The organism is Archangium gephyra (genome assembly GCF_049060025.1).
GTDB classification, from domain to species: domain Bacteria; phylum Myxococcota; class Myxococcia; order Myxococcales; family Myxococcaceae; genus Archangium; species Archangium gephyra_A.
In genome coordinates, this window is the sequence record NZ_JBMEQQ010000002.1 from 4,554,789 (window position 1) to 4,567,967 (window position 13,179).

Here is a 13,179-nt window from a genome sequence, read left to right on the forward strand (position 1 = left end):
TCAGGGCACCATCAACGCGGCGAGCTTGCCCGCGAGCTCTGCCTCGGTCGGAAGCGCTTGATTTCACGACGCCGGGGCACATGCGGCCCCGCGGCCCCTGACAGACATGTCCTGGCCTAGCGCTCCTCTCCGCAGCCCGTCTCCACCTCGACCGGGAAGGCGGACTTCTGGTCCTCGCGCACGTACTCGCGGCCCTGGGAGAAGAGGCGCGGGCTCTTCACGATCACCAGGCCCCTGCTCACGTCCAGATCCCTCCAACTCACCGTCTCGGTGGTGCCGCTCTCGTACGTCAGCTCCAGCGAGTAGCTCCCCACCGCCGCGCCGGGACTCAACCCCGTCACCTTCGTGACCGTCCTCTCCTGACCGAGCTCGACCTCCAGCTCGCCGCTGGCGGGGCGGACGGTGATGCTCCGGGTATTCGCCGCGCAGGGCTCGAAGATGACGAGGCCCCTGCCCTTGCGCGTCAGCTCGAACCACTTCCCCGCCAGGGATTGGAGCGAGACCTCCTGCCGAGAGCAGTCCAACTGGCCGCGCTCGAGCAGGCCCGCCGTCGTCCTGCGCGCCCCCTTGAAGCGCGCGGGTACCCGGCGCGGCTCGGAGCCGGGAACGAACACCTCCACCGTGTCTCCGGCCACCACGTACGCCTTGCTCGGGGTGGACGCCTTCTGCGAGGCGAAGAAGTCCGCCCGGGCCTCCTTGACCTGGCACGAGCTCGGACCTCGCACCGCGTTCCGCTCGAAGCTGTCGCTGCCGGGCCAACCCAGGCCGCAGCACATCGGGTTCCTGCCCTCGAGCACGAGCCGCGTGGGCTCGAGCTTCAGGCTCCACGTGCCCCGCGGCCTGCTGGCCGCCTGGAGGGTCCAGCGCTCCCCGCTCTTCTGCTTCACCACGAAGGGGCAGATGCAGCTCCCCACGCTGGCCCCCTGCGGGAACACCGCCTCGTAATGGACGAGCGTCTCGTTCTCTCCCTCGACGATGATGAGCTCTCCCCCCTCCTTCTTGTAGCGCCCTGTCACGCTCCCCGAGTCCTGGGCCCTCGCGGACGTGGACGCCCCGAGCCAGAGGGTGAGCAGCACCACCACCGTCATTTTACAAATCAGACGCATTCGAGGCATCATCAGCAACTCCAACGCAGCCCGCCGGGATAATCAACTCAGGGGCCGGCACATCCGTACGCGCATGTGCATGGGCCCGAGGGGACCACATAACCATGAGCACGTATCGGATCCGTTCGGGTGACACGCTGTCGGGCATCGCCCGGCGCCACAACACCACCGTCGATGAGTTGGCACGCGCCAACAACATCGAGGACCCCAACAAGATCCGCGCCGGGGAGAGGCTCCAGATCCCGGATGGTTTCGATGCCCCGTCCACGCAGGGGACTCGCCGCCGCCCCCGCGGCCGCCCCGTGGACACCTTCACGCCCGCGACGAGGCCCCAGGCCCGGGCCTCGGCCGCGCCCACCTCCGCGCCGAGGCCCCAGGCTCGACCCGGGACCGCGACCGCCCCCACCTCCGCGCCGAGGCCCCAGGCTCGGCCCGTGACCGCGGCTCCGGCCGCGCCCACCGCTCCGGCGTCCGGGACCCGGCCCGCGACTCCGGCCGCGTCCGCCGCGCCGACTCCCGTGACCGCGGCTCCTGCCGCGCCCACCGCTCCGGCGCCCGAGACCCAGCCCGTGACCGCGGCGGCTCCGGCCGCGCCCACCGCTCCGGCACCCGAGACCCAGCCCGTGACCGCGGCTCCGGCCGAGCCCACGCCGGGGGCCGCGCCCACCACCTCGCTGAGGCCCACGCCCCGGCCCGAGAACCTCACCTCGCTCCCGCCGCTGGGAACGCTCAGCAGCCAGTATGAGTCCCGGGGAGACGTCGGCAGCGTCTCCAACAACCCCGGAGATGCCGGCGGCGTGTCCTACGGCACGTACCAGATCGCGACCAACACGGGCACGGCGCGGGAGTTCGTGGACTCGCTGGCCACCAGCCACCCGGACTACCACGCCGCGCTGTCCCCCCATCAGCCCGGCACCCCGGAGTTCGGCCAGGCCTGGAGAGATCTGGCCGCTCGCGATGCAGAGGGGTTCGGCCAGGCTCAGCACGATTTCATCGTGGACACGCACTACCAGCCGCAGGTCGACAACATCCTGGAGACCACGGGACTCGACTTGAGCACGCGCTCGGCGGCGCTGCGCGACGTGGCCTGGTCCACCGGCGTGCAGCACAGAAACCAGACGGACGATATCTTCGAGGCCGCGCTCGCGGGGCGTGACCCGGCCACCGTCACCGACGAGGAGCTCATCGCAGGCGTCTACGCCGAGCGCGGCCGTACCAATGCGGACGGCACGCTGGCGCGCTTCCAGAGCAGCAGTCCCGCCACCCAGCGGGGCGTGGCCCAACGCTTCGTGAATGAGCAGGCCGACGCGCTGGAGATGCTGAGCCGGGAGCGGGCGCTCACAGCCGCCGGCGCGATACCGGCCGCCGGGGCTCCGGGTGCCCAGCAGACTCCCGCCGGCCTGACGGCGCCGGCGTCCGCGCCGATTCCCCCGCCGCGTCCCGAGGGCCTGACGGCGCAGTCTTCCGCTCCGGTGACGGCGCCTCCGGGCACGACGGCCCAGGTGCAGGTGCCGTGGTACAGCCAGTTCGTGGGCGGCAACGGCTTCACCCCGGGCTCCCGGGAGTGCTTCCAGGCAGCCAAGGCCATGGCCCGCGACGCGGGCGTGACGGTGCAGGGCTCGGATCGCATCATCCAGGTCGGCACGAGCGAGAACGGCGAGGGCCGCCTCACGGTGGACTCCGCGCGCGCCCAGCAGGGCCGTGAATACATCGACGGCCAGCTCGACCGGGGCCGGCCGGTGGTGGTGGGCGTGAGCCACAAGGACGCCGACTACAACGTGGACGCGCTGACGGATCACTTCGTGACCATCACGGGCCGCGGCGTCGACGAGCAGGGCCGCACCTTCTACACGTTCCACGACCCGGGCACGAGCCACAGCCACATCGGCATGGACACCAACCCGGACAACCGCTTCTACATCGATGACAGCACGGGGATGATGTACCGGTCCGGGCAGGAGGGTGGCCAGGTCGATGATCGCGGCTACGACGTCTCGATGGTGCGCCTCAACGCGGAGTAGCCGCCGAGCCACGTGAAGTCTGGGGGGCGGCGGGAATCGAACCCGCGCCGGGCGGTGCGAAACTCCCAGCAGAATCGCGCCCTTACCTCGTAACCGCCTGGAACCCTTGGAAGTAGGAATCCCGCCGCGTCCCGCCCTGTCCCGTCCCATTCCAGCTCATTCCGCAGGCTCCTGCGACATACGTGCAACATGGCAGAAGACCCAACCGCGTAGCGGGTGCTCCCCAGGCATCAGGATTGGCGCCCTGCCGTCCATGCCGTGAAGAAGTCTCGGAGGTCCCGCCCCCGCATCTCCAAGTTTGGGCTAGTACACAAAATTCGTCGCCAGATCCATCACGCCCGAAGGAAGATTTTGCCCTTGCGCTCTTCCTCAAGACTAATCATGCGTTGAGCGAAGGCCGGACACCGCTCGGCGGAACGGTCTAGAAGGTGCGCCAAGGCGGATCGATTGCGCTCCGCCTGCTTCGAAAGGCCGACCAAAGCCATCTCGACTTCGCCGCCGTCCGTAGTCGTCAGCCAAGTGAAGAACTTTCCGAGCAGACCTACCACTACATCCGAGGTTTGCACGCCTGGCTCATCCTCGGATTTTTCTACAAACCTGAAATTCCGCAAAGGCCTTCCAGCGGAAACCAAGGTCAGTCCAGCCAGTCTGCGGGTGATTTCGGTTTCCATGTCGAGAACGTGGTCGGCGTTCTTCAACAGACAAATTCGATTCAGGTAAACGCTGGTGAAGTGTTGGATGAGGACGCTCGCAGGTTCATCTTTTAGAAATTCTAGTTCCGGCAGGCGGTACCCCATTTGGAGGAGGCCCTTAAGCATCTCTTGATCGAATTCTTTCAGACGTGCGCTTGTGACCACCCGCTCGATTATTTCATCTAGAAAAGGGCGAACTTGGTGAGATTTGATGTCGGGATAGCCGTAGCGCCGAAATAACGTAGCCGTCGCTTGAAGGTCGTCGCGAAGGGCGAGTAGCAGGGCGGTTTTGAACCCGAAACGATGAAATTCGAGCGGACCGGCATCTGCTGGGAGAAGGACACTGTCGATGATATCGACAACTGACCAATAAACAGGGTCAAGTACCGCGTAGTGAACGAAGAGTCCTTCATTGGCAAGCCAGGATAGGAAGGATTCCAATCGCGGGGATGCAAGCACGTCCAGGAAGTCGCCCTTGCCGATGTGCATCAATTTCAGTTCCTTCATCGTCGGCTGCGCTCGGACGGCGCGACGAAGGGGCGACAAGTCAAATTCGCGGCGGCCTCCGTCGTGACAAACACCGCCGAGGACGAAGCAGGCTGGGTCCGCGACGTTGAACCCCGCTTCGGTTACGTGCAGTCGCCGAATGTTGTTGGTCTCATCGTAATAGAGGGTGAAAGTGTCATCCATTCCGACCGGACCATTGGCTTGGATGAAGAGGGCGCGCAATTCATCAATGTCGATGATGTCACTCATCCGTGAGGATCTCCAATGACCATGTGGTTCACAACCTCAATGGTCGTTACGCACAATAACATAAACGTAACAAGAAGGAGGGGCATGGCTTTGGCCTGCACTCGAGCGCGCTGGCGGCGCAGGTGATGGGGGCCGCCTGCTGCTGGAGAGCGAAGGTCCCGGCAAGGGCGCTACCGCCACGCTCGAGTTCCCTGTCTCGCAGGCCCGCTGACAGGGAGGCTTCAGCGGGCCTGAAACCTCTGTCGTCAGGATGCGGAAATCGAGAGGGACGAGGCCCGCCGATCAGAAGCGGGCCGCGTGGTCGAGGAACAGGGCGAGCGCGACGTTGGCCTGGGTCGCCCACCTCACATTGTCGATGTTGACGTTCTCGGGGACGTCGTCCGTCTGGTGATACAGCGAGTACCGCCATTCCCCCAGGCTCGAAAGCCCCACGAGGCCGTGCACCGAGTACGAACGCTCGTCGGATTGGCACTCCGTTCCGATGTCCTCGGCATAGACGTCCAGTGGGATTCCGGCGTACCGGACAGCCATTCCATACATCCGGGCCAGCTCGTATGAGGCCGTCCCGCGATACCACAAAGTCAGGAACCGCGAATCCCGATAGGTGACGCCCGCGACGGGATACCCCGTTCCGGTCGTGTCGATGTTCAGGTTCGCCACGATGTTCTCTCCGGCACTCAGGCTGTTCTCGACGTGGGTCATGCTGCCGGGGGCATCGACATAGAGCTCTTCCCCCGCGAAGGCGATGAAGCGCAGGCTGTGCTGGTTCGGATAGCTCGCGAGCACGCGAGCCATCTCGAGGACGGTCGCGGTTCCCGTGGCGTTGTCTTTGGCGCCCGTCCTCGCTCCTTCGGCACCACCGTCATAATGGCCGGTGATCTCGATATAGCTGGAGGGGTAGGTGCTCCCGAGCCGGGTAGCGATGATGTTGTCTCCGACCCAGCGGCCCTGGAACGAAACGCGCTCGCGTCGCACGGCGTATCCCATGCGCGTGAACTGATCCGCCACATAGTTCGCGGCGGCATTCAAGCTCCTCCAGTTGGCGTCCGTTTCCGGCATGCGCCGGCCATTGGCGCAAATGGCCTCGATGTGCGACTGCAGCAGTGGGCCGCTGACCGCGGACACGTACGACGCGACCGGGACGGAGTCCACCGCCCAGGGAGCCGAGGTCTCGAAAGCGAGGCCCGTCGAGCGGGCCACCTGGATATCACCGGGCGTTCGCGCCACGAGATCCGCTCCGCCATCGCCCGTCACGTCACCCAGCTGGTACTCGGCTTGTGCGCTCCAAACCGTCCACGATCGGGGGGAAAAAAAGCCGCTGCCGGTGGAGAGCGCGACCTGGATGGGAATGGTCCCCGCGGCCCGGCCCACCACGTCCGCCCGTCCATCCGCATTGACGTCGGCCAGTTGGAAGTCGGCGGCGGAAGGCCAGGTGACCCATACGGTGGAGGGATTGAAGGACGTCCCCGTCGAGAGCGCGGCGTGCAGAGCGGTGGAGCCCGGCACCCGCCCAACGAGGTCCGCCCTCCGGTCATTGTTGACATCCGCCAACTTGAACTCGGCATCGGGGCGCCAGTAGGTCCACGCCACGGACGGCACGAAGCCGCTCCCTGTCGACAGCGCCACGTGAATCTCGCTGGAGCCCGGGAGGCGTCCAATGAGGTCCGCCCTTCCATCACCATTCACATCCGCCAGGGTGTAGCTCGCATCCTTGTTCCACGCGGTCCATGGCGTGGAAGGCAGGAATCCACTCCCCGTCGAGAGGGCAACCTCGATTTGCCCCACGCCATCGGCTCGGCCGATCAGGTCCGCTCGCCCGTCGTTGTTGACGTCGGCCAACTGAAAGTCGGCATGGACGTTCCAGGGCGTCCAGACCGTCCCAGGAGCGAAGCTGCTTCTCGTGGAGAGCGCGACCCGGATTTCCCTTCCATGCCGCCAGACCAGATCGCCATCGCCATCGCCATCCACATCCGCGAGGGACCGCACCCAGCTCGGCGGAACCTGCTTCGCTTCGACCAGCGGCTGGGGGGACATGGAACCGGGGCGGGACGGTTCTCCTCTGGTCGGGCTTGATGGCTCACTGCAAGCCGTGCACAACACCACGGCAATCAAGATTGGTGTCTTCGGAAAGAGCATTGTCCCGGTAGTACCAGAAGACGCGAGCGGGACGCCTGCCCTACCCGCCAGGGGGCCGCACGATTGCTTCATCTGTTCGCGGCTCGGAGACGGGTTCGAATCCCGTTGGCGTTCGCGGGCTGAAGCCCTGATTTCACTCGGGATTTTCTGGAGGACGGCCGTTCCCCCAAGCAGGTGCGGAAGCAACTTCTATTGGAAACGGCGGGAATCGAACCCGCCGCCGGAGGCTTCCGGCCGGAGCGTTCCAGCGCGGGTCTGCTGTAGCAATGAGCTTGCCCCGGTTACGAGGCTCTGCCGCGGTTTGTGCACTGGCGCCAGAAACTGCGCGTGGGACCACCCCCGCAGGTCCGACGACATCCCTCAGGGCCGGGGCCAGCAGGTAGGCCGCGCCGAACACCAGGCCCAGCGCCGCGAGTTGGCTCAGGCGCCAGAGGAGGCCACGGGGTGCGAGGAGGGCCCACTCGGAGGCGGTGAATCCCCGCACCGACAGCAGCACGAGGGTGGCGAGGGCGGCGGCGCCCATCGTCACCCGCAGCGCACGCCATGGGAGCAGTTCCCGAAAGGAGAGCTGTTCCCCCGCGGGAGACAGCGCCCGCCGCGGGCGCAGCATCAGCATCGTCTTTCCCACCGCTGTGTTAAGAGCTGGAGAGCCTCTCGACCGCCGCCGCGGTGCTCGCGACTCCGCTTCGCGGTCACCCTGCCAGGCCGGAGCCGACCCGTATGAGCCGCCCGACCTTTCGCCCCTCGACGCCCGCGGACCCGGCCCGGTTGCTGGAGATTTGGGAGGCCGCTGTGCGCGCCACCCACGGCTTCCTGACCGAGGCCGACATCGACGCCCTGCTGCCGCAGGTCCGGGCCTACGTGTCCGCCGCGCCGTTCGAGCTGGCCGTGGATGGGCAGGGGACCGTGCAGGCCTTCATGGGCATGACGGGGAGCAAGATCGACAGCCTGTTCGTGCATCCGGACGCTCACGGCCGGGGACTCGGGCGGGCGCTGGTCGAGCGTGCCGCGGCCCTGCATCCGGTGATGACGGTGGACGTCAATGAGCAGAACCCCGGCGCGCGGGCCTTCTACGCCCGTCTCGGCTTCGAGGCCATCGGCCGCTCGGAGACGGACGATGCCGGCCGCCCATTCCCCCTCCTGCATCTGCGCCGCTTCGTCTGAGGGCGTTTGGGAGGGAGCAACCGCGCAGCGAGCGGCGCAGCAGGGCAGCGTCGCGGCGGTGAGGCCGCCTCAGCCGTTCAGGCCGCGGGGGCGCTCCGGCGTGCGCTTCGAGCCGTTCGCCTTCATGCGGAGATGGGGAACAGGAGGAACCCAATGGAATATGAAGATCTGGCCAAATGGGTGAAAAGTGATTTGGAGAGGGTATTACCAGGGGCATTCAAGTTTTATAAAGGACCAGGTGTTCTAGTGGAGTGTCCGACAAGTTTTTCAACATAGTCAGGATAGGTGCCGGTCCACCCACGAACGCATCTTGGCGCGAGTCCAGGACCAGGTGAAGGGGTGGGCGTAGAGGCGGTTGTACTCGGGCCAGCTGGCGTCGAGGTGCTTGATGAGCTCGTCACGGCTGGCCCAGTCCCCTCGTTGCAGGTAGCGCTCGGTGAAAGCGCGAAGCAGCAACTCCACCTGATTGAGCCAGGAGGCATGAGCTGGAGTGAAAATCACCCGGACGTGCGGGTAGTGGGTGCGAAGGAAGTCGAGCGTCTGCCTGGCGGTGTGACTGGAGCCGTTGTCCCAGATGAGGTGGATGCGCCTGGCGTCGCGATGGTCCCCAAGGAGTTGCGGCAGTACGGCTCGCAAGCAGTCCCCGTTGTTTCTCTCCAGGTCCCAGCTGCGCATGCGGCCGGAGTGCACTACCAGCTTGGCCAGGAGGTTCACCGTACCGTGCCGCTTGTACTCGAACTCCCGGTGCTCGATGAGGCCGGGCTGCATGGACCGCACGGGCTGGTCGCCGTGCAGCACCTGGATGTTGGGCTTCTCGTCCACGCACAACACCACTTCGCCCTTCTGGGCCAACTGCTGCGCTTGCTCATAGCACCACAGCACCTGGGCCGCTTTGTGACGGAAAGTGTCGTCCAGGGTGGGTGTCTTCCAGTAACGCGTGCGGTGCGGCTGCAAGTCAGCGTCGTGCAGGATGAGCGCCACCGTGGAGTGAGAGATGGTGGGCGCAATGCCACGCTGACGTGCCACCAGGGCCAGGCTCCGGGTGGACCAGTGCGTCATCTCCAAACCGACGCCCGCCGGCTCACAACATGCCAACTGCTCCACCTCCACTCGCTGCAGGGGGGGAAAGCTCCCGCGGACGGCCGGAGCGGGGTGCATCCAGCACCACATCGACACCGTATGCTTCGTAGCGACGACACAAGTTCCAAATGGTGGTGCGCTCCAGTTCGAGTCTGTCGGCCAGCTCCGACACGACGATGTCCGGGGCGGTCATGGCCAGCAGGATGCGCGCTCGACGCGCGACGCGCTGCTCGGTACGTCCGTCCTCCACCAGCGTCTTGAGGTAGGCCACTTCCCCAGGCGAAAGGTGGAGGAGATGCGGCGGTCGTCTCCTCATCCACCCAACTTACCCGGTCTCTTCGTCCACCCAACCTACCCGCTGGCCCGATTATGTTGAAAAACTTGTCGGACACTCCACTAGGTGCCAAATGGAAGTACCCCGGTGGTTTCAAGCAAATCCTGTCATCCACCGTCCAATATCGTCCCGTCTACCATTCTTAGAGCAGTACGAGGCACTGGAACAGGTCAACAAGCATATCGAGTCGTTGCCTGTTCAAAATCTTTCCGGGTTCATCAGCGGCGATGTGGCGCTGAAGCGATTGGTCATCAAGAGGCTGTGTCACAATCCTGATTGGATTGACTATGGCCGGATGATTTTGGAATTCCTCAAGGAAAATGCCGTCAAGGAGCCGCGGCATTACAAGAATCTGGATGACGTTACGCAGGAGTTGATGGAAGTGTTGAGCGCATAGGGCAAATGGGAAGCCTGTTGAGGGTGTTTCCCCAGGCAACAGGATGAAGGTGCAGTAGCCCTCGAAGCCGCGGATGTCCAGGGGAACCCTGCGACCCGTCCCCCCCGAGTCCGTGCGGCCTGCTCGGTTGCCCTGTCCAGCCTCCTGCTCGAGTTCCTTCTCACAAACCGCCGGAGCCCCTTCTGTCTGGAGGAACATCCTCCCCCAGAAAGGACATCCTCCCCGTGGCTCGTTGGTCCTTCCTCCCAGATAACCTCCGGCCCGCACGCCAGCCCCGGCCGTTGCTCAACTCCGCGCCCGCCAGGCTGGACTACGGGCAGCCCTTCCAGCTCCACATCACCCAAACCACCGCCATTCACGAGGTCGCGCTGGTCCATATGGACCCGGTCTCGCCCGCGCTCGATGGGGACCCGCGCTACGTCAGCTTGCGTTTCACCCATGGCGACGGAGATTGGCTCGACGTTGTCGCGCCCCCGGACCACCGCATCGCGCCACTGGGCCAGTACCTGCTGTTCATCCTCGACGAACATGGGGTGCCGTCCGAGGGCCGGTTCGTGCACCTCGACATGACCCGCGCGTAACCGTCCGCTGACGAAGGCGCCTCTTGTTGAGGCACCGGAGAGCCTTGATATCCTCGTCCCGCCGCGGATTCTCCGGCGGTGTTGCCGCAACACAGGAGCAGGCAGAATGTCAGTGACGATCCAGGTCAACGGGAAAACCCACAAGGTGGACGCCGAGGGCGACACTCCCTTGCTGTGGGTCCTGCGTGATCTGCTGGACATGAAGGGCACCAAGTTCGGCTGTGGCATGGCCGTCTGCGGGGCTTGCACGGTGCATCTGGATGGCAAGCCGGCGCGTGCCTGCGTCACGCCGCTGTCCGCCGTGGGCAAGGCCAAGGTCACCACGATCGAGGCGATCGGACAGACCGCCATCGGCAAGAAGGTCCAGGAGGCCTGGCTGCAGGTCGACGTGGTCCAGTGCGGCTATTGTCAGGCCGGCCAGATCATGGCGGCGGCCGCGCTGTTGAAGTCGGTGCCGAAGCCGACCGACGCCGACATCGATGCGGCCATGTCCGGCAATCTCTGCCGCTGCGCGACCTATCCGCGAATCCGCGCGGCGATCAAACAGGCCGCCGGGCTGCCGACCACCGACTCGCGGGAGGGCTGAACATGGACGGTTCGACCCCCACCTCGCGCCGCTCGTTCCTGAAGGCTTCCGCTGCCATGGGCGGAGGTCTGCTGCTCAGCGTTTCCCTGCCGCTGCCCGCTGGCGCCAGGCCGGGCAGCAAGCCGGCCGCGCCCGCGGTGCTGAACACCTATGTGCGCATCGCACCGGACGGCATCGTCACCATCGTCTCCAAGTATCCCGAAATCGGGCAGGGGATCAAAACCTCGCTGCCGATGCTGATCGCCGAGGAGTTGGACGTCGACTGGAAGGACGTCCGGATCGAGCAGGCGCTCGCCGACGCGGCCCGATACGGCCGGCAGGTCGCTGGAGGCAGCATGGCGACGACGCTGCATTACGACGAGCTGCGCCGCGTTGGCGCCGCCGGCCGGCAGATGCTGGTCGCGGCCGCCGCCGCCGAGTGGAAGGTTCCCGAGGCCGAGTGCCAGACCCGAAGCGGAGCCGTTCAGCACACTCCCAGCGGCCGCACGCTGCGCTACGGTGCCTTGGCGGCCAAGGCCGCTCTGGTGCCGGTGCCCGAGCTGAAAAGTGTCACGCTGAAGGACCCGGCCCGGTTCCAGATCATCGGCAAACCGACGAAGGGCGTCGACAGCCCGCGCATCGTCGCCGGTCAGCCGATCTTCGGCATCGATGTGAAGGTGCCCGGCATGTTGTACGCGGTGTTCCAGAAGTGCCCGGTGTTTGGCGGCAAGGTGGTGAGTGCCGATCTGGAAGCGGTGAAGCGTGCACCCGGAGTGCGCCATGCCTTCATCGTGCGCGGCACGACGCCGAACGCGCTCTCCGATGGTGTCGCGATTGTCGCCGAGAGCTGGTGGCAGGCGCACAAGGCGCGGAAGTCGCTGCAGGTGATGTGGGACGAAGGTCCGGCCGCCGCCGAAAGCAGCGAGGGCCATGCGCGTCGCGCCGCCGAGCTGGCGAAACAGCCGCCAGCGCGCTGGCTGCGCAAGGACGGTGACGTCGACGCGGCGCTGGCGGGCTCGGTGAAGCGGCTGGAGGCCGCCTATTCCTATCCGTTCCTGGCACACGCCACCCTGGAGCCGCAGAACTGCACCGCGTCGTACAAGGACGGCAAGGTCGAGATCTGGGCGCCGACGCAGAATCCCGAACCGGGGCGCAAGCTGGTGGCTCAGGCGGTGGGCGTGAAGGAAAGCGACATCACCCTCCACATGGTCCGGTGTGGCGGCGGCTTCGGACGGCGCCTGCAGAACGACTACATGGTCGAAGCGGTGGCGATCTCGAAACAGGCCGGTGTGCCGATCAAGCTGGTCTGGAGCCGCGAAGACGACATCCAGCACGACTTCTACCGCCCTGCCGGCTTTCATTTCCTCCAGGCGGGTGTGGATGCCAACGGCCGCATCACCGGCTTCCGCAACCACTTCGTCAGCTTTGGCGAGGGTGAGACTTTCGCGCCCAGCGCCGGCATATCGCCCAACGAGCTTCCCGGCGCAGCTCGTGCCCAACATCGAGCTGGGCGCTTCGGTGATGAAGCTGGGTGTGCCGACCGGGCCGCTGCGTGCGCCGGGCAGCAACGCGATGGCCTTTGTCTACCAGTCATTCCTGGACGAGCTGGCGCACGCCGCCGGCAAGGATCCGTTGCAGTTCCAGCTCGAGCTGCTGGGCGAGCCGCGTGAGTTGACGGTGCCACCCAATCCGAATCCGAACGGCCCTCCACCGGCCGCCTTCCACACCGGACGCATGCGCGACGTGCTGAAGCTGGTCGCGGAAAAGTCCGGTTGGGGCAAGGGCACGCTCCCGGCACGCACCGGCAGGGGCATCGCCTGCTATTTCTCGCATCGCGGCTACTTCGCCGAGGTCGTGCGGGTTCATGTCGCCGATGACGGTGCGATCCGAATCGAGAAGGTCTGGGCCGCCGGTGACGTCGGCAGTCAGATCGTCAATCCATCGGGCGCGCTGCAACAGGTCGAGGGCTCGGTGCTGGACGGGCTGGGCCAGGCGCTGGGCCAGGCCATCACGATCGAGAAAGGCCGGGTCGTTCAGTCGAACCTGCACGATTTTCCGCTTCTGCGCATGTATCAGGCGCCGCCGATCGAAGTGCATTTCGTCCAGAACGCGTACCCGCCGACCGGACTGGGTGAGCCGGCGTTGCCGCCGATCCTGCCCGCCCTGTGCAATGCGATCTTCGCGGCAACCGGCAAGCGGATCCGCTCGCTGCCGATCGATCTGAACCTGCTGAAGTCGGTTCGAGCCGGCTCGGAAGGGTGAATCGAAAGGGCGCGAACACCGCTCGTGTTCGCGCCCTCGAGCACCCGGCTCCCGAGCGGGAGCACGATCGGACCCGCCGCTGGAG

Annotated in this window: 12 protein-coding genes; 7 read left to right on the plus strand and 5 right to left on the minus strand. The window is 65.9% G+C overall.

Annotation, left to right across the window (positions count from 1 at the left end; all coding sequences use genetic code 11):
* Positions 1–116 precede the first annotated feature (116 nt).
* Positions 117–1,118, minus strand: a complete 1,002-nt coding sequence (locus tag ACN28I_RS19830) for a hypothetical protein (protein ID WP_420943542.1) — start codon at positions 1,116–1,118, stop codon at positions 117–119.
* 92 nt (positions 1,119–1,210) lie between these two features.
* On the opposite strand from ACN28I_RS19830, the gene ACN28I_RS19835 reads away from it, so the two are divergent.
* On the plus strand, positions 1,211–3,127 hold the full coding sequence (locus ACN28I_RS19835) for a LysM peptidoglycan-binding domain-containing protein (protein ID WP_420943543.1): 1,917 nt from the start codon (positions 1,211–1,213) through the stop codon (positions 3,125–3,127).
* A gap of 332 nt (positions 3,128–3,459) precedes the next feature.
* On the opposite strand, the gene ACN28I_RS19840 is transcribed toward ACN28I_RS19835, so the two are convergent.
* Both ACN28I_RS19840 and ACN28I_RS19845 read right to left on the minus strand, forming a co-directional pair.
* A complete protein-coding gene (locus ACN28I_RS19840) occupies positions 3,460–4,575 on the minus strand; it encodes a hypothetical protein (RefSeq protein ID WP_420943544.1) in 1,116 nt (371 codons plus the stop codon).
* A 282-nt stretch (positions 4,576–4,857) separates the two neighbouring features.
* A complete protein-coding gene (locus ACN28I_RS19845) occupies positions 4,858–6,609 on the minus strand; it encodes a M28 family peptidase (RefSeq protein WP_420943545.1) in 1,752 nt (583 codons plus the stop codon).
* A gap of 822 nt (positions 6,610–7,431) precedes the next feature.
* Here ACN28I_RS19845 and ACN28I_RS19850 point away from each other — a divergent pair.
* Positions 7,432–7,875, plus strand: coding sequence for an acetyltransferase (locus ACN28I_RS19850; protein ID WP_420943546.1), 444 nt, complete (start codon positions 7,432–7,434; stop codon positions 7,873–7,875).
* 276 nt (positions 7,876–8,151) lie between these two features.
* Here ACN28I_RS19850 and ACN28I_RS19855 read toward each other — a convergent pair whose 3' ends face one another.
* Both ACN28I_RS19855 and ACN28I_RS19860 read right to left on the minus strand, forming a co-directional pair.
* Entirely contained in the window at positions 8,152–8,934 is a 783-nt protein-coding gene (locus tag ACN28I_RS19855) for an IS630 family transposase (RefSeq protein WP_420943547.1), read from the minus strand.
* A gap of 22 nt (positions 8,935–8,956) precedes the next feature.
* The gene (locus ACN28I_RS19860; protein ID WP_420940706.1) at positions 8,957–9,226 is read right to left on the minus strand and encodes a helix-turn-helix domain-containing protein; all 270 of its coding nucleotides are present in this window, start codon (positions 9,224–9,226) and stop codon (positions 8,957–8,959) included.
* 136 nt (positions 9,227–9,362) lie between these two features.
* Here ACN28I_RS19860 and ACN28I_RS19865 point away from each other — a divergent pair, with 136 nt between their 5' ends.
* The 5 genes from ACN28I_RS19865 (at position 9,363) to ACN28I_RS19885 (ending at position 13,094) form a co-directional block, all read left to right on the plus strand.
* Positions 9,363–9,686: a hypothetical protein gene (locus ACN28I_RS19865; protein WP_420943548.1), complete on the plus strand. Its 324-nt coding sequence runs from the start codon at positions 9,363–9,365 to the stop codon at positions 9,684–9,686.
* A 224-nt stretch (positions 9,687–9,910) separates the two neighbouring features.
* The gene (locus ACN28I_RS19870; RefSeq protein ID WP_420943549.1) at positions 9,911–10,267 is read left to right on the plus strand and encodes a galactose oxidase early set domain-containing protein; all 357 of its coding nucleotides are present in this window, start codon (positions 9,911–9,913) and stop codon (positions 10,265–10,267) included.
* 106 nt (positions 10,268–10,373) lie between these two features.
* On the plus strand, positions 10,374–10,853 hold the full coding sequence (locus tag ACN28I_RS19875) for a (2Fe-2S)-binding protein (RefSeq protein WP_420943550.1): 480 nt from the start codon (positions 10,374–10,376) through the stop codon (positions 10,851–10,853).
* 2 nt (positions 10,854–10,855) lie between these two features.
* Positions 10,856–12,502: a molybdopterin cofactor-binding domain-containing protein gene (locus ACN28I_RS19880; protein WP_420943551.1), complete on the plus strand. Its 1,647-nt coding sequence runs from the start codon at positions 10,856–10,858 to the stop codon at positions 12,500–12,502.
* Positions 12,405–13,094: a molybdopterin cofactor-binding domain-containing protein gene (locus ACN28I_RS19885; protein WP_420943552.1), complete on the plus strand. Its 690-nt coding sequence runs from the start codon at positions 12,405–12,407 to the stop codon at positions 13,092–13,094. Before ACN28I_RS19880 ends, ACN28I_RS19885 begins: the two co-directional genes overlap by 98 nt.
* Positions 13,095–13,179: the final 85 nt, after the last annotated feature.